Consider the following 16,107-nt stretch of genomic DNA (forward strand, 5'->3'; position numbering starts at 1 on the left):
CGGTCGGCTACCGCCCGACGACGACAGTGACCGAAGGGGTGGGGCGGTTCGTCGAGTGGTATCAGGCGTATTTCGGGCGGGGATAAGGCTCGGCGTTTCCCGGCTGATCCGCGCTGTTCCATGATCACGTAACCAGGAGCAGATGGAATCGATACGGCTCGCAAACAGGCAGTCTGCAATCCATTGCAGTCCCAGGCGCTATTGAGCGTCTGCATCCCCACGTTCAATCGGCGGGATCGCGTTGCGGCGCTGGTTCAGCAACTGTTGCGTACGGACTGCCCATTGCAGATATGCGTCCATGTCGACGGTTCGACCGACGGAACGAACGAAGCGCTTGCGGAAATCGCATCTCGCGATGCCAGTTTGGTGGTCACCACCGGCCCGAATGACGGCAGAGGCCGCGCGATGTTTTCGGCGATTGCTTCCGCCACTGGCGACTATTGCATGGTCTTCGATGATGACGACGATCTCTTCACCGATCGCTTGCCGGAAGTCTGTGAGCACCTCTCGCAGAGAAGTGTCGATGAGAAGATTGCGGGTTTTGTGTTCTCGATGGCTCTTGGCCACCCAGAGAGGGCAGCAGAGCCGTTTCCGTCGGAACGGACAAACCTGATAAAGATGCGGGCCGACGAACGGGTGGTCGGCGACAAGAAGGAGGTCATCAAAACTCCTTTGCTTAAACGGGTTGCCGTGCCCCCAGCGGGGCGGTTCCGCCGTGTTCCAACATCTCTTCTCTGGTCCAGATTGGCGATCGAATACGACGTTATCTGTGTCAATGTCGAGATTGGACGGAAACGATATTTGCCGGAGGGGATGACGGCAAGGATTCGGCTTCTTCAGCGGCAAAATGCATACCCGATGTTGTTGCTGAACTTGAACTACATCAAGGCGTTCTGGCTAGGACGATATCGGTCGGTTCGGTTCCTGGGCAAGGCGGTTCTTGCCTGTTTGAGCTTTGGTGCCTTGAGTTTCCCGTTCTTGCTCAAGAGGTCATTCGTGCGGGTGACTTCATGAAAGAAGCCAGCCTGTGGAAGTTGGTGGAAGCCATCGTAATACGAATTGTTCCTGGTCTTCTGAACATAGCGACGTTGCTGTACATCGGCAGCCATCTGGAGACTGGACAGTACGGTATTTTCAGCACGACGATTGCAACAGTTTCATTTATTTCGACACTTGTTTTTGGAGTCGCGACCTATTCGATAATGCCGGTTTCCGCAAAAATGCATGCCGCGGGAATGGGTAGAGAGTACGTATCGTCCATCTTGACCGTGCTGGCAGTTGTGGCGTTGTTTGTCGTCCTGTCTGGACTGGCACTGACGTGGCTGGGATTTGGCAATGCCGTTGCCGCGACCATCATCGTTTCTTTCGGCTTGCACACCGCACTTCAAGAGATTTTGAGGTCACAACTGCGCTTGTGGGCGTACGGTTGGTCGGCGATTGGCCAGGCCGTCGCATACCAGGCAGGAGCCATAGTCCTGCTTGTCGGAGATGCGAAAGTAGGCTCGGCTCTTGCAGCCTTTTCGCTCAGCTATTTCGTCGGAGCGCTGATTTCATTTGCCTTGCTGGGACCTAGGAATCTGAGACGGCCTGGCTTTTCCTATCTTGCCGGGTCTCTGGTCACTGGCTGGGGATTTGTGTTGAGCAATCTGGCCGAGAGCGGCGTGTTTGTCGGCATCCGATACATAGTTTTGTTGCTTGGCTCCGAGACCCATCTCGGTGTCTTCTCGTTTTGTGTCGATCTTTCACAACGGTCCGTCGGCTTCTTCATGAATGCGGCCAGCTTCGTTTTCGTGCCAAGGGCGTTTCTCAGCGCCGCAAATGGAAACGTCAGGGAGTTTCGGCGCGGACTGTTCGAGGGAGCGGCCATCGCACTCATTTTTGCGACCGCGGCGGCGGCCGGAATAGTTGGCCTGTTTTTCTCGGGCCATGCCTCCGGATGGCTGGGGAAGTCTTTTGACCCTGTGGTGTTCGGGATCGTTTCTTGTGCTGTTCTGGTCAACAGGACGAAAAAGGTGATCATCGATCCGTTTGCGCTTCGGTCGAGCAAAGCGATGACGTTGACCTATTCCTACGCGATAGGGGCGTTGGCTTGCTGTTGTCTGGCGGCATTGGGCCTTTGGTGGCGGGTGCCGCTTGGCAGTGAAATGGCGTTTTTGTTCGGATATGTCGTTGCCGCTGCCTGTTCCTTTTTCGCATTGAGGAATGTGATTGCAGACCAAGGGCCTGATGCGAAACAGCGCACTGTTTTGGTGGTCGGGCCGGATGCCAGAAATGAATGAGAAGAAAGCACTCTACGACGAGGAAAACAGGCGCATCGTCCATGTCGGCACGGTGGCTGATGACGACTATTGGGATTCTCACTGGGCCGAAGGGATTGTCTTGAGGCCGGATCGCTTTGTCGTTGAAACCACCAGGCGATACCTGACCGGATCGGCCAAGATCCTGGACGCTGGATGTGGCTTGGCCAATACGGTCCATGGCCTCCACCAGGCAGGCTTTTCCGCCTACGGGATCGACTTCGCGCAGAAGACCGTGGGGATGGTGAACCGTGCCGCGCCCCATTTGCAAGTGACCGTGGGGGATGTTCGAGCAACGGGCTTCGCGGACGAATTCTTCGATGGGGTGTGGTCTCTGGGGGTGATCGAGCACTTCTTCGACGGTTACGATGAGATCGCATTGGAGATGAGGCGCATCATCCGGTCAGGAGGAGTTGCCTTCGTGACAGTGCCGAGCATTTCTCCTCTCCGACGGCTGAAGATCAGAATGGGTCTCTATCCCAGGTTTTCAGGTGAACAGGCCGGATTTTACCAGTTCGTTCTTGAGCCGTCTTCGATTGTTTCCAGTTTCGAACAGCACGGCTTCAAGCTTCTGGGATCACAGCCAAGGGGAGGCTTCAAGGGGCTGAAGGACGAGACATTTTTCTCCAAGCCGATGCAGGCCTGGTACGACAGCAAGAATGGAATCCTGAGAGGTTTGCGTGCTGCCGCGGACCGGTTGCTCGGCCCATTTTCGCATCATACGCGGCTCTACGTCTTCCACAGGATATAGCGCGGATGTCAAATCCGAGTGGGCGCAGATCGCCAGACGAAACCGGTGGTGAAGCAGTGTCGATATTGCGAAAGTTTGTTCGCGCGAATGTGGCCATTTCCGAGCTCCTGGACAGTGCTCTGCCGCGGCGCCTTCGCATCGACGGCAACCGGACCTTTGCGACGGAGATAGCACCTCCCTTACTTACCTCAAACGCACGGGTTTACGATCTTGGCGGGGGTGCCAGGCCGTTCGTCAGTCTTTCGGAGAAGCGGCGCCTGGGGCTTTTTGTCGTTGGGCTCGACCTCGACGCGGAAGAGTTGTCGAAAGCGCCACGCGGAATATACGACGAGGAGATTGAAGCGGACCTTACCTCGTTTAGGGGGAGGGGCGATGCTGACGTCGTCATTTGCCAGGCAACGCTCGAGCACGTCCGTGATGGCGAGGGTGCCCTGCGCGGCATTGCCAGTTGCGTGAAGCCGGGAGGCATGGTTGCCATTTTCTCGCCCTCGCGCAACGCCGTTTTTGCCAGATTGAATCGGGTCCTGCCGGAGGGGATGAAGCGACGGCTGCTTTTTGCGATCTATCCTGAAAAGGGCATGGGTCATGACGGGTTTCCGGCCTTCTACGACAAGTGCTTGCCCAGTGACGTCGAGACAATCGCAAAACGGAACGACCTGGAACTTGTCGAGCGCCGTCTGTTCTGGAAAAGCTCCTACTTCTATTTTTTCGTGCCGGCCTTTCTTGCCTGGCGCATCTGGTTAGGCGTTTCGGCCCTGTTTCTCCGCAAGGATGCCGCGGAAACCTACGCCTATGTCTTTCGGCGAAAACAGTGAGTTCCCGCGGCTCATGAAAAGGAAGCTCGCGCTGATCGCCATTCCGCTCGACAGAAGAGGCGGTGCCGAAACCATCCTGAAACTTGTTGCGCGCGCACTCGCGAGGCGACCCGACTGGGACGTCGAAATCGGTTTCTTGGGTAGCCAGGCGGCGGGCGAGGCCGCTGGATCACACCAGGACGGAATTCGGTGCAGCTACGGCTTTGGCGGCGGCAAGGCCATGAGCGAGTTTTTGCTCGCCCCGCGGCTGCTCCGGCGTCGGTACGATTTGGTGTTCTCGAGTCACGCACGGGTAAACTCGTTTCTGGCTGCCGCCCGAAGCATTGGACTTCTCCGCAGCCATAGGCTGGTCGCCCGCGAGTCCACGGTACTTCTGGATCGCTTCAAGGGTCCTCGCGCGCTCGCTTACAAGGCGCTCTACGCTGCCTATGGCAGCCAAGACATGATAGTCGCGCAAACGAGCTATATGAATGAACGCCTGCGTGACGTATTGCCCCGGCGAGCAATCGCCAAGCTGTGTACTTTGCCCAACCCGGTCGACGAAGATCTCATCGTCAAAATGTCCATGCAGGCATTGTCCGGGCACGACGCCGAGATACTTTCCCGCCGTCCGCAGATAGTCTGGTGCGGCCGGCTGATCGATGTGAAGCGTCCGACGATCGCGGTTGATGTGCTGGCCGAAGTCAGACGAAGGACCGGCGAGGATTATGAGCTGACCATGGTTGGCTCTGGCCCCATGGAAGCGGAGTTGAGAGCCCGCGCCGGCAAGCTTGATCTGGCCTCGCGACTAAATCTGCTCGGCCAGAGAGACAACCCGTTTCCGCTGTTTCGCGCTGCGCGTGCCGGCTTGCTTACGTCGGCGACGGAGGGATTTCCCAACGTCCTTCTGGAAATGATGGCTTGCCGGATTCCCGGCATCGTCACCACCCCCTGTGCGGGAGATCTGGACATGCTGTCGGGCCTGGAGATTTCAGCCGGCTTTGGCGCGTCGGAAATTGCGGAAGCACTGCTGAAGGTCATTCAAGTCGGTGATCGGTCGGCCTTGTACGGAAAGACCTTGTCGGAAAGATCGCCGGATCGGTTTGCGGATATGCTGTTGAGAGCGCCGTCGTCATATCCGGGTGGGCAGAGATGACGGCCGTTGCTCGCAACAAGATAGTCGTCTCGATAAACACATCCTGGAATGTCGTCAATTTCCGCAAGGGACTGATCGAGGCGCTGCGGAGCCGTGGCTATGACGTGGTCGTCGTCGCGCCGAGAGACGAGTATTCTCCGCTGATTGGGGCCATGGGCTGCCGCTATGTCGAACTCGACATGGACAATTCCGGCACGTCACCGTTGCGGGATTTGGTCCTTCTGTGGCGCTACTGGCGTCTCTTGCGGCGCGAGAGACCGCTGGCGTTTGTCGGCTTCACGATCAAGCCCAATGTGTTCGGCTCCATCGCGGCCAATCTGAACGGCATTCCCGTCATCAACAACATTTCGGGATTGGGGACGGCGTTCGTCCGCGGTGGTCTGCTGCTCAGGATTGCCAAGGCCTTGTACCGGGTGGCATTGGCCCGTTCCAAAATGGTTTTCTTCCAGAATGACGATGACCGGATGCTGTTCGTCGACGAACGTCTGGTTCGCAAGGATCGAACCGCGCTTTTGCCTGGCTCCGGGATCGACCTCGTGCGTTTTGCCCCGTTGTCCGAAGCGCGCACCGGGTCTGGCGCCATCGTCTTTCTTCTCGTGGCCCGGCTTCTCTGGGACAAGGGTGTCGGCGAGTTCATCACGGCGGCCCGTCGGGTTTGCCGTGATGTGCCCGGAGTGCGTTTCCAGCTACTCGGCTTTCTTGATGTCGAAAACCGGACCGCGGTCAGCCGCGAGCACGTGGAAAAATGGGTTGGCGAGGGATTGGTCGAATATCTCGGCTCCACCGACGATGTGCGGCCTTTCATGCGTGCCGCCGATTGTGTCGTGCTGCCCTCTTACAGGGAGGGAACGCCGCGCTCGCTGCTCGAGGCGGCTGCGATGGGCAAGCCGCTGATCGCAACCGACGTGCCAGGATGCAGGGAAGTGGTGGACCACTCCGTCAATGGCTTCCTATGCAAGGTGAGGGACCCTGATGACCTTGCGAGCAAGATGGTCGAGTTTGCGCGGCTGGACGGCTCGTCCAGGGACAGGATGGGGGCACAGAGCAGAAACAAGGTCGAGCGGCAGTTTTCGGAAACGATCGTCATCGAGAAGTACATGCAGCAGATAGAAAGACTGAGCGCCCTTGCGACGAAATGAGCGGACCGGCCGCACAGGGTCGGATGGAGGATGGTTTTGTCAGTCAGGAGCATAGCGTTGCTTGCCGTCGTGGCTGTTTTGTTTGGTGTTGGCTTTCTGGGCATCATCGTGATGCAGAGGGGCGGCCCGTCCCCCGCGAAGCCGGTAGCCGAGCTCAAGCCGTTTGACGGCAAGCTCGCAATCCCATCGGTCGATGATCTACGCGTCGGCGGTCGCAAGATCCTGCTGTGCGGAGCGGCGTTTTCCAGGCCTCAGGCTATGCGCCTCCTGGTGACGGAAGCGGCGCGCCGAGACTACCAGGGGCTCGTCCTGGCCTGCAAACCTGTCGGTGCCGGAACACCTTGCGACGGCAAGATCGCCTCCAGGGTTGGCGATACCCTTGTTGTGCAGTGCTTGACGGCCGAGGGCGAAGATTTGGCCACCATACTTACGCAGGGCGGAATTCTCTGCGGCCAGCCGGTTCAGGCCGGCGCAACGTACAAACCTTGCTGAGCAGGTCGCCAGTAAAGACCGGAGCCTCTTGCGGCGAAGTGAGTGGGTCTTGTTCTCAAGCTGGCCGGCTGCCCGTATTTGGGTATTTATGGGTCCTTTCTTGGGTATGTCGGTTCTTGAATTTTCGGGTATTTGTGGGTATATTTGTGGGTATGACCCTGAAGATCGACTCTCTGCAAATTACCACCGAAATCCTTGCCCTGGTCTCGGAGATCGACGAATTCAAAGGGGCTTGGCGAGCGATGGGCGCGCTCGCTCCGGAGCGCCTATCGGCTCTGCGCCGCGTTGCGACCATCGAGAGCATCGGCTCTTCTACCCGTATCGAAGGAAGCAGGCTTACTGACGGCGAAGTGGAGCGGCTGCTCGCCAACCTCGACATCAAATTCTTTGAGTCCCGAGACGAGCAGGAAGTCGCCGGATATGCGCAGGTCATGGGAATGATCTTCGCACATTTCGATGCGATTGATCTGACCGAAAACCACCTGACACAATTACACCGTGACCTGCTGGCGTTCAGCAACAAGGATGAACGCCATCGCGGTGCATATAAGACACTTGCCAATAATGTCAGTGCGTTCGATGCCGACGGAAAAGAGATCGGCGTCATCTTCGAAACGGCGACGCCTTTTGATACGCCGAAGCGGATGAAAGAGCTCGTCGAGTGGACACGCGACACACTCAACGAGCAAAGCCTTCACCCTCTGCTCGTCGTCGCAATCTTCACGGTGGTGTTTCTGGAGATACACCCATTCCAGGACGGGAATGGACGGCTGTCGCGCGTTCTGACGACGCTCCTGCTGATGCGCAGCGGATATGCGTATGTGCCTTACTCTTCCCTCGAAAGCGTGATTGAGAACAGCAAGGAAGGCTACTATCTGGCGCTACGCCAGACCCAGAAGACGATCCGCAGCCCGAACCCCAATTGGCAGCCATGGGCTGTGTATTTCCTACGCGCTCTGCAGCAGCAAAAGCGGAGGTTGGAGAAAAAAATCGAGCGGGAGCGCCTTGTGCTCGGCACGTTGCCCGAACTCTCGCTGCAAATCGTTGAGGCCATCAATGAGCGTGGGCGCATAACCATCAGCGAGATCGTCAACTTGACAGGTGCAAACCGAAATACCGTCAAAAAACACTTGGCCATTCTGGTCGAAGCGAACCATCTGGCCCAACATGGAACCGGCAAGGGAACGTGGTACGGCCAAAATAGGCGGTAAAGGCTCCAAGTCTGAGGCACGTCGACTTGGTGAATTGGATCGAGGTGGGGGCATGGAGCCAGATCTCCATGGCCGAGAGATGAGGAATGGGTAGCCGAGCCGGCCGTCTACCCCCGTTGGCCGCGATTGGTATCGAGCCGATCTCGAATTACATGCTGTCAGCAGGAATATCTACACCGAAAATGTATCTATAATTCAATATATTAGCTTGGGTGTCGGAAGGTTTGGCGCGCTCAGCTTGGTCAAATCTTATCGAGCCAGTCACCACAGAAAGGAGACGTCAAATTTTTGCCCGATAATAAGAAACCTGTGAAAGTTAGTCGAAAACTATTAATGCGATTTGGCTAAAGTACTGTGCTCGGACAGACACGCATCAGCTTAAATCGCTTCGCGCGCGCGAAACAGGTTGGAATTGTGGCCAAAAACTGGTACGCGCTGATGCACTGCCTTTGACTGGGTGCGTCTGAAGTGGTGCAGCAAGAAGGGATCGAAGACTGATGAACCTTGTGGTTAAAACTGCGCTTGCCGTATTTGTCGTGTCAATCGGGTTTGGTCCAGCTTCATCGTTTGCCCAGGATGCTTCGTGCAGCTGCGCGACACCCTATCAAGGTTCGGCAAACCCGATCGGATCCATCCGTTCCGCCATCGGTGATGTGATGGTGTCGCAGACGGCGGGCTATGGCGCTGCCAAGGTTGGAAGCGCGCTCGATTTCGGCAGCCGTGTGGTGGTTGGCGCCAAGGGCGAGGCCTCCGTTCTGGTCGGCGGCTGCAATCTGGAGGTTTCGGCCAATTCGAGCCTCGACGTTTCCCGCCTTGGCGACAACATTTGCCTCAAGCTTGTCGGCTCGGAGCAGACGGCTGCTATTCAGCCCTCCGGGGGCGGCGCTGGGTTCGGTCCGCCGGAGGCGATTTTCGCCGGGGCGCTTCTGACGTCTGGCGTGCTCGCGGCGACGCAGGACGACGACAACGGCGTCAGCCGCTGACGAAGATATGGCGGCGTCGGCCGCTGTAGAGAAGGGTCTGGATAGGTTGGCGGGGCCGGCTGGTTTGTTGGGTTTGTTAACCATATTGTTCTATTGCTTGGAGCGGGGCGGGCTGTAATTCGTACCAACAGGGCGAGTTACAGGTTTTGGTGGGGTAAAATGATGAGTTGCCATCGGTTCGGGGCTGCTTTTGCTTTTGTTGCATTCGTCGCAGGGGGCGTCCTGTTCGCCGCTCCCGAGGCTGTAGCTCAGCAAACCTGTTCCTGTCTTGCGCCCGTGCCGGCGTCCGAAGACGCGATAGGTCGTCTTACGCAGGTCCGGGGTGATGTCCAGATGTCCCAGGCCAGCGGCTATGCAGGGGTGGATGCCGAGGCGCCGGTGTATGCGGGCGCGCGCATCATGACCGGGGCGCATGCGTCTGCTTCGCTGGCTATCGGAGCCAATTGCGCGCTCGATATTCCAGCCAATGCCACCGTCAAGGTCGACCCTATCGAAGGCGGCATGTGCGTTTCGCTTGAGACACCATCTGCGACGATCGTACCCGCCAGCTCAGAACCTGGCATGCTGCCGGTTCTCTTGGGCGGCGCCGCCGTCGGTGGTGCCGTCGCCCTTATTATCGGCCTGCAGGATGACGACGACGCGGTCAGCCAATAGGCGGGATACGACCCCCGTTGTTTTGCGTAAATTTGTCAAATGCGTCATTCGCCTTCATGCGGGTGACGCGTTTCTATTTTTGTCGAGGCGAAGCTTTGCCTCCTCTCAACCAGAAACGCCAATGATCGACCTGCATTCACATATCCTGCCCGGTCTCGATGACGGTTCTCCTGACTTGGCCATGTCGCTGGAGATGGCACGGCTGGCAGTCGCCGACGGTACAACGCATATGGCATGTACGCCGCATGTAATGCCTGGGGTTTATGAGAACGCCACGCCAAACATTGCCGAGGCTGTTCAGGCGTTGGAACTGGAGCTTCATCGCGCTGCCATACCGCTTACCCTATACGTTGGCGCTGATGTTCATCTCGCGCCTGATCTTCCCGATCGGTTGAGGCTTGGTACGGTGCCGACTCTGAACGGATCCCGCTATTTCCTGTTCGAACCGCCACATCACATTCTGCCTCCGCGGCTCGAAGATTTCGCCGCGCGTCTCATAGGCGCCGGCTTCGTGCCGATCCTCACTCATCCAGAGCGGTTGACCTGGATCAAGGCGAATTACGACGTCATCGAGAGGTTGAATACGCTAGGCTGCCTTATTCAGCTCACGGCTGATTCTGTGACGGGGGCCTTTGGACGTACGGCGCTCTACTACTCGGAGAAGCTGCTGGATGAGGGCAGGGTGGATATTGTCGCCTCCGACACGCACGGCGCCAGCCGGCGGCGGCCAGGGCTTTCGCAGGCGGTTGTCGCCATCGCGAACCGGTGTGGGGAAGATGAGGCTTACAACATGGCAGTGAAACGCCCGGACGCGATATTGCAAAATCGGCCGCTCGTGCCCATCGGAAAGCAAAGCGCGAGGAAATCGGGCGGCAGCAGTGCGGGGCGGTTTGGCGGATTGGGCCGGTTGTTCAAGAGCGGGGCTCTTTGATGGGCATTTTCGATCTTGCAAGAAGTCATGCGGGCACCGTGCCCGCTTTGCTCGCATCGCTAGCAATATCTGCTTGCGCAAGCACTTCGTCGACATCGACGTCCTCCACCAGTTCTGTCGATGCGCTGCAGCCGATGGCGTCTTCATCGGCGCTCTCAGGCGGTGGTACGCTGCAGGTGGTCAAGGATCTCCCGCCGCCGCAGAATACCCAGAACGGCAGCGAGCAGCCGCTGTCTGCCAACGATGTACTCGAGGTCAGTGTGTTTCAGGTCGATAATTTGAACAGAACAGTTCAGGTCGACGCGGGCGGGCAGATTTCGCTTCCGCTGATTGGAACCATGACCGCAGCCGGCAAGACCGTTCGTCAGCTCGAGAAGGAAATCGAGACTGCCTACGGTGAAAAGTACTTGCAGTCGCCTGACGTGACGATTTTCGTCAAGGAGTCGATTGGCCAGCGCATCACGGTCGATGGTGAAGTCAACAAGGCCGGCATTTATCCGGTGTCCAGCAGCGCTTCCTTGCTCGACGCGATCGCCCTTGCCGGAGGGTTCAATCCGGTCGGTGATGCCGGTAAGGTCTTCGTCTATCGCAATGTCGGCCAAAACAAGCTGGTCGCAAATTACAATGTCGAGGAAATCCGCGCCGGCAAGAACCGCAACCCGCGGATCTATGGCGGCGACGTGGTCGTCGTTTTTGCTTCGAAGTCGAAAATCGCGATGAACAATTTGAAGGATGCGCTGGGCCTCGCCTCCAGCGCTGCCCGCATTGCGGTCATTCCGTAGACACGGACAACCCCAGGATCACCTCGCGTATGCTCGATCGCAACAGGCAGCCCCAACTTGCCGGACCCGGACATGGCCAGGCCCTGTCCGCGGACTCCTATTACGACGTGCCGCAAAACTACGGTCCCTATGGTCGCGACTATGCGGGCCAGGATGAGGGGTTCAACCCGCTCAAGCTGCTTTTATACATCGTCCAGTATCGCTGGCTGATCGTCATGATGGCAGCGGCCGGGCTCGTTGCCGGCGTCATCGTGACGATGATGCAGACACCAAAATATCTGGCGACGACGCAGCTCGAAGTTCTGGTGCCTTCGGCGAAAGTGTTTCAGGACATTGAGGTTGTTTCCGAAAACAGCGACGTCCGGGCCTTCCTGACCGCTCGGGAGAAGCTGAAGAGCCGGGCATTGGCTCAGCGCGTGGTGTTCCAGCTTGGGCTTAGCGAAAAACCGGATTTTCTGTTTCCGACGCCGAGCTTTTCCCCGAGCAATATTGTCTACCGTGCGTTCGGGATGTCCAAGTCACCCTCCATTGAGGAGAAAACGCCCGAAGAGCGCGAGGCAATTGCGATCAAGCGCATCCAGGAAGATCTGACGGTCAATCTGGTCACCAATACAAGCCTGCTATCGATCACCTTCGTCGATCAAAAGCCGAAATATGCAAGCGACGTTGCCAATCAGGTTGCGCAGAGTTTTATCGATCAACGTCTCGATCAGACCAGCGAGACCTCTGACCTGGCACGGCAGTTCATGCAGGAACAGGTTTTGCAAGTGAAGCAAAAGCTGCAGACCTCCGAAGAGGAACTGGTCACCTATGCAAAAGATGCCGGCATCACGGTTACCGGCGATGACAAATCGCTGATCGGCTCCAACATCGAAGCCCTGAACACCGCCCTGGCCACGGCAATCCAGGAGCGTCTTGATGCGGGGCGGGTGGTCGATCAGATAGAAAAGGGCCGCGGGTCGAGCCTCGGTCCGGTTCTGGAAAGCGAAGGTTTGCAGAAGCTTAGCGATAAGCTGGCGGATCTGACCAGCCAGTATCAGCAGAAATTGGGCATCCTGAAGCCCGGTTTTCCGGAAATGCAGCAATTGCAATCGCAGATCAAGGAACTGCAGCGACTCTACAACAACGGCGTGCTGGCGATAACCGATTCGTTGCGGCTGAAATATCAGGAAGCGCAGAACAAGGAAACCGACCTCAAGTCCAAGCTCGCGGAGATGGAGAGGCAGCAGGTCGTCTTCAACGACAAGAATATCAAATACACGATCCTAAAACGCGAAGTCGACTCCAACCGATCGCAGTATGACAGCCTTATCGCCAAGCTGAATGAAGTCGGCGTTAGCTCGGAGCTCAAGACGCAAAGCGCTGCGATAGTCGATTTCGCTTCGCTGCCCACAGCCCCCTATTCTCCACGTCTGAGCATCAATCTTGCAGTCGCTCTCGCGCTTTTCATGGCCCTGGCTGCATCGATCATCTACATCATCGAGTTGCTGAACAACACTTTCACCAACCCGGAGCAGATCGAGAAAGAGCTGGGGCTGGCGATGCTCGGCATCCTGCCGCTTGTCGGTGACCGCGAACTCATAGCCAGCATCGCCGATCAAAAATCCGGGCTCTCCGAGGCCTATCGTTCGCTGCGAACATCGCTGCAGTTCTCCGGTGCGGAGGGCGCGCCGCGATCGCTGCTGGTGACCAGTTCGGAACCGTCGGAAGGCAAGTCGACCACGTCGTTCAAGCTTGGCCAGGATTTCGCGGCACTCGGCGCAAGGGTTCTGCTTGTCGACGGCGATCTCCGCAAACCCAACCTGCACCGGCTGTTCGGCCTCGACAATGCGATCGGGTTGAGCAACCTGCTGACAAATACCGTTCGCAAGGACGATCTGCCGAGCATTTTCAGACCGACGAAATACCCCAATGTCACCGTGCTGACGTCCGGAACGATTCCGCCGAATCCGGCCGACCTGCTCTCGTCGCCGAAGATGGCATTGATCTTGACCAATCTAGGCAAACGCTTCGATCTGGTCATCATCGACGCCCCGCCGGTCGTCGGTCTTTCCGACGCACCAATCCTCAGCCGGCTTGCCGAAGGCACATTGATGGTCGTTTCGACCAATCAGGTCACACGCAAGTCAGCCAAAACGGCACTCAAGCGTCTGCGCTCAGCCGGTGCGAACGTGATCGGAGCGGCGATGTCGAAATTTACGGTCAACAAGTTCGATTACAATTACGCCTATAAATACATGAACTATCAGTACTACGACTATGGCGCGAGTACCCCGAAAATTGAGGGCAAAGTCGATGACGGAGCAGGCCAGCCCGCTCACGCGAAATCTCCGGCGTTCAGGCGTTTGGTTCGTCGCCTCCGTTCTGGTGTTGGCGGTTTCGTCGATAGGGCTAAGTCGGCTTCTTGAGTCGGAAACGCCGGCCGTCTCGCTTGCGCTCGATCCCTTGAACACAGATGCCTTGATAGGCGAAATTGCCGGTCGGTTGAGCGAAACAGGCGACGGTGTTGATCTCGACGTCTTGGCGACAAAGGCGAAGGGCGCGCTTCGTTTCAATGTCGCGGATGCCCGGCTCTACAGCCTGATAGGCGAGATTGAGTATCGACAAGGTGAGAAAGACGAGGCTTTTGAACTCTTCGACCAGGCTCGAAAGCTGTCCAAGACTGAAATCCATTCGCTTCAGAGATCGATCGATCGCTCGATCGCAGTGGGCGATCTGTCAAAGGCCGTTGCCGAGATCGACACGTTGCTGCGTCGGTGGCCCGACAGATTTCCAGTCATTGCGGCGGGCATGCCGGCTATTCTTTCAAACCCGGACGGATATCAGGCTGTCCTGGCAGCCTTAAGGATCGAGGCACCGTGGAGGTCCAATCTTTTCTCCGCCCTTGGTAAGGATCCGCGGGGCCTGCGCGTCGCAAATCAACTGTTGCTGGACCTTGCCGGATCGAGCTCACAACCGACGTCGAAGGAGTTGTCTGCCGTAATCAACGGGTACATCCGGCAGAAGGAATACGAGGCGGCCTATCGGCTGTTCCTGTTCAGTCTGTCCGATCAGGAGCGGACACTGGCCGGATACATTTTCAACGGCGGCTTTGAGCATATCCTCAGCGACAAGCCATTCGACTGGCAGGTTCGCGACCCCTCCGGTCTGGAAATTACCTTTGCCGGGGCGCGCGATGTCGGCGAAAGCGATAGCGGAGCGACTGTTCGATTCCTGAATACGCCGGTGAAGAACGCCGCGCTCCAGCAATATGTCGAACTGCCTCCCGGCTCCTACAGGATTTCCCTGATCGCCTCCGCGAGAAACCTGAAGCTGCCCAAACAGTTGTTCTGGTCCATCAGATGCGCGGATCCGGCGGGCGAAATAGCGCGGTTCAACATTCCGGAAGGCACATTCAATCGGCGGCAGTTGAGCCTGGATTTCGCGATCGGACCAGGCGCGTGTCCCATGCAATTGTTGCGGCTGGAAACAGCTGCCATCGCTGAGAGCTGGCGATTTCGGTACGTTGGCACGCTGGTCATGCACAAATTGAGCATCGAAAGAGTTTCATCTTGAGAGAGCGGTCAACCCGGTCCACGGAATGGGAAAAATATCTGCTTGGGTCGGTTCTTTTCCTGTCAGTGCTGATTGGCGGCGGCACCGCGAGCGGTCTCTACACCGAAGCGCTGATCGAGGTGGCGGCGATTGCAGCGGCCGCGGCCGTCTTTTCAAGGCCGTCGGAGCACGGCATCCCTCGCTCGGCCCTGTGGTTGCTTGCTCTGGGCCTAGCCGTGTTCTGTTTTCAGATCGTGCCGCTGCCTGCCGCCCTGTTGAGCGGATTGCGGCCTGAGGTTTTACTTGCAAATCCATGGCTGAGCGGTGAAACCGGGCTGCGTTTCGTCAGTGTCGGCGTGGGACGTACGATCGAGTGTCTGTTGTACTTCGTGGCGATGGCTGCATTCTTTCTGAGCGTCACCCGCTTGCGCCTAGATCAGATCTACGGTCTTCTGCCCTTCTTTTTCATGGGTGTCATCTGTAACGGACTGGCTGCGGCGATCCAGTATTCGCTCTCCGACACGGTTGCCATACAGGGTTTGCTGCCGTTCACGATCAATGCGGGACTGTTTGCCAACCAGAACCATTTTTCAGCTTTGCTCTTCGTCTCCGTCCCCTTCGTCGTCTACTACGGCCTGTTTCGCGGGCACCTTCTGTCCGGGTCGCTCGGCTTGATAACGCTGCTGCTGTTGCTCCTGGCCGCCGGTTCGCGCGCCGGTATTCTGATAGGGCTGGCGATCACAATAATATCGGTTGTCTTTCTGTCCGCGCGCTCGAGGCTGGGCGGGTATGGAATACCCGCTGTCTTCATCGGGCTTTCGCTTTACACGATCGGGGCGTGGACGAAGATCGATGAGGAAGTGGTTGACCCGGCCTTTGGACGGGCCGAATTTGCCCGCACGACGATCGCGGGAATTGAAGAGAACTGGGCGACGGGCGTCGGCTTTGGCAGTTTTCCGAAAGTCTACCAGATTTACGAAAAGGGAGAGATGATCTTCAAGCCCTACGTCAATCACGCCCACAATGATTATCTGGAATTGGCACTTGAAGGTGGCGCGCCTGTTGTCTTTCTGGTCGCGGCCTACTCGGTATTGGTTTTTGCGTTTTCCCTTGCGGCACGGCGAGATCCGCTGCAGAAAATGGCATTTCTCTCAGTATCGTTTCTGCTCGTTCATTCCCTGGTCGATTATCCCATGCGAACGGCGGCGCTTGCGATGACTTTCGCCTATATGAATGGCATCATCTTTCACAAGGGATTCGCTGGGCGGTTAAGCCAGAGAGGCGAGTCGACCGAGGCCCATGATGACAATCTGCTTGTTCCCGTCAGGCCGGCCTTGGCAAGACGATAGCAATGCGTCGCCTGGAATTGGCCATGGATTGGCG

The 16,107-nt window shown here is 57.5% G+C and carries 15 protein-coding genes; all 15 read left to right on the forward strand.

What is annotated here, in order from left to right:
• Window positions 1–183: 183 nt before the first annotated feature.
• The 15 genes from NKI21_RS16975 to NKI21_RS17045 all read left to right on the forward strand — a co-directional run bounded on the left by NKI21_RS16975 (window position 184) and on the right by NKI21_RS17045 (window position 16,073).
• Window positions 184–1,014, forward strand: coding sequence for a glycosyltransferase family 2 protein (locus tag NKI21_RS16975; protein WP_164892844.1), 831 nt, complete (start codon window positions 184–186; stop codon window positions 1,012–1,014).
• Entirely contained in the window at window positions 1,011–2,279 is a 1,269-nt protein-coding gene (locus tag NKI21_RS16980; RefSeq protein ID WP_128302896.1) for a polysaccharide biosynthesis protein, read from the forward strand. Before NKI21_RS16975 ends, NKI21_RS16980 begins: the two co-directional genes overlap by 4 nt.
• Window positions 2,272–3,048: a class I SAM-dependent methyltransferase gene (locus tag NKI21_RS16985; RefSeq protein ID WP_352441361.1), complete on the forward strand. Its 777-nt coding sequence runs from the start codon at window positions 2,272–2,274 to the stop codon at window positions 3,046–3,048. The genes NKI21_RS16980 and NKI21_RS16985 overlap by 8 nt, the downstream gene beginning before the upstream one ends.
• A 5-nt stretch (window positions 3,049–3,053) precedes the next feature.
• The gene (locus NKI21_RS16990; RefSeq protein ID WP_128302898.1) at window positions 3,054–3,863 is read left to right on the forward strand and encodes a class I SAM-dependent methyltransferase; all 810 of its coding nucleotides are present in this window, start codon (window positions 3,054–3,056) and stop codon (window positions 3,861–3,863) included.
• Window positions 3,841–4,998, forward strand: coding sequence for a glycosyltransferase (locus tag NKI21_RS16995; protein ID WP_352441360.1), 1,158 nt, complete (start codon window positions 3,841–3,843; stop codon window positions 4,996–4,998). The genes NKI21_RS16990 and NKI21_RS16995 overlap by 23 nt, the downstream gene beginning before the upstream one ends.
• Window positions 4,995–6,137, forward strand: coding sequence for a glycosyltransferase family 4 protein (locus NKI21_RS17000; protein ID WP_352441359.1), 1,143 nt, complete (start codon window positions 4,995–4,997; stop codon window positions 6,135–6,137). Before NKI21_RS16995 ends, NKI21_RS17000 begins: the two co-directional genes overlap by 4 nt.
• Window positions 6,138–6,194: 57 nt before the next feature.
• Complete coding sequence (locus tag NKI21_RS17005; RefSeq protein ID WP_127295725.1) at window positions 6,195–6,629, forward strand: hypothetical protein; 435 nt, start codon at window positions 6,195–6,197, stop codon at window positions 6,627–6,629.
• A 152-nt stretch (window positions 6,630–6,781) separates the two neighbouring features.
• The gene (locus NKI21_RS17010; RefSeq protein WP_352441358.1) at window positions 6,782–7,840 is read left to right on the forward strand and encodes a Fic family protein; all 1,059 of its coding nucleotides are present in this window, start codon (window positions 6,782–6,784) and stop codon (window positions 7,838–7,840) included.
• A gap of 656 nt (window positions 7,841–8,496) precedes the next feature.
• Entirely contained in the window at window positions 8,497–8,823 is a 327-nt protein-coding gene (locus NKI21_RS17015) for a hypothetical protein (protein WP_352441357.1), read from the forward strand.
• A 333-nt stretch (window positions 8,824–9,156) separates the two neighbouring features.
• Window positions 9,157–9,477 carry a hypothetical protein gene (locus NKI21_RS17020; RefSeq protein ID WP_352441356.1) on the forward strand — a complete coding sequence of 107 codons (321 nt, stop codon included), beginning with the start codon at window positions 9,157–9,159 and terminating at the stop codon, window positions 9,475–9,477.
• 121 nt (window positions 9,478–9,598) lie between these two features.
• Window positions 9,599–10,408, forward strand: coding sequence for a tyrosine-protein phosphatase (locus tag NKI21_RS17025; protein WP_352441355.1), 810 nt, complete (start codon window positions 9,599–9,601; stop codon window positions 10,406–10,408).
• On the forward strand, window positions 10,408–11,190 hold the full coding sequence (locus NKI21_RS17030) for a polysaccharide biosynthesis/export family protein (RefSeq protein WP_031212196.1): 783 nt from the start codon (window positions 10,408–10,410) through the stop codon (window positions 11,188–11,190). Before NKI21_RS17025 ends, NKI21_RS17030 begins: the two co-directional genes overlap by 1 nt.
• Before the next feature lie 29 nt (window positions 11,191–11,219).
• Window positions 11,220–13,598, forward strand: coding sequence for a GumC family protein (locus tag NKI21_RS17035; protein ID WP_352866461.1), 2,379 nt, complete (start codon window positions 11,220–11,222; stop codon window positions 13,596–13,598).
• A complete protein-coding gene (locus NKI21_RS17040) occupies window positions 13,486–14,745 on the forward strand; it encodes a tetratricopeptide repeat protein (protein ID WP_352441353.1) in 1,260 nt (419 codons plus the stop codon). Before NKI21_RS17035 ends, NKI21_RS17040 begins: the two co-directional genes overlap by 113 nt.
• Entirely contained in the window at window positions 14,742–16,073 is a 1,332-nt protein-coding gene (locus tag NKI21_RS17045) for an O-antigen ligase family protein (RefSeq protein WP_352441352.1), read from the forward strand. Before NKI21_RS17040 ends, NKI21_RS17045 begins: the two co-directional genes overlap by 4 nt.
• The last annotated feature ends 34 nt before the right edge of the window (window positions 16,074–16,107 follow it).

Origin of the sequence: Mesorhizobium sp. M0715, assembly GCF_040320355.1 — a bacterium.
Classification (GTDB): Bacteria; Pseudomonadota; Alphaproteobacteria; order Rhizobiales; family Rhizobiaceae; genus Mesorhizobium.

Coding starts and splice junctions, on each gene's coding strand:
- NKI21_RS16980 (WP_128302896.1), top strand. CDS start 1,011: ATGAAAGAAGCCAGCCTGTGGAAGTTGGTGGAAGCCATCGTAATACGA.
- NKI21_RS16985 (WP_352441361.1), top strand. CDS start 2,272: ATGAATGAGAAGAAAGCACTCTACGACGAGGAAAACAGGCGCATCGTC.
- NKI21_RS16990 (WP_128302898.1), top strand. CDS start 3,054: ATGTCAAATCCGAGTGGGCGCAGATCGCCAGACGAAACCGGTGGTGAA.
- NKI21_RS16995 (WP_352441360.1), top strand. CDS start 3,841: ATGTCTTTCGGCGAAAACAGTGAGTTCCCGCGGCTCATGAAAAGGAAG.
- NKI21_RS17000 (WP_352441359.1), top strand. CDS start 4,995: ATGACGGCCGTTGCTCGCAACAAGATAGTCGTCTCGATAAACACATCC.
- NKI21_RS17010 (WP_352441358.1), top strand. CDS start 6,782: ATGACCCTGAAGATCGACTCTCTGCAAATTACCACCGAAATCCTTGCC.
- NKI21_RS17015 (WP_352441357.1), top strand. CDS start 8,497: ATGGTGTCGCAGACGGCGGGCTATGGCGCTGCCAAGGTTGGAAGCGCG.
- NKI21_RS17020 (WP_352441356.1), top strand. CDS start 9,157: ATGTCCCAGGCCAGCGGCTATGCAGGGGTGGATGCCGAGGCGCCGGTG.
- NKI21_RS17025 (WP_352441355.1), top strand. CDS start 9,599: ATGATCGACCTGCATTCACATATCCTGCCCGGTCTCGATGACGGTTCT.
- NKI21_RS17030 (WP_031212196.1), top strand. CDS start 10,408: ATGGGCATTTTCGATCTTGCAAGAAGTCATGCGGGCACCGTGCCCGCT.
- NKI21_RS17035 (WP_352866461.1), top strand. CDS start 11,220: ATGCTCGATCGCAACAGGCAGCCCCAACTTGCCGGACCCGGACATGGC.
- NKI21_RS17040 (WP_352441353.1), top strand. CDS start 13,486: ATGACGGAGCAGGCCAGCCCGCTCACGCGAAATCTCCGGCGTTCAGGC.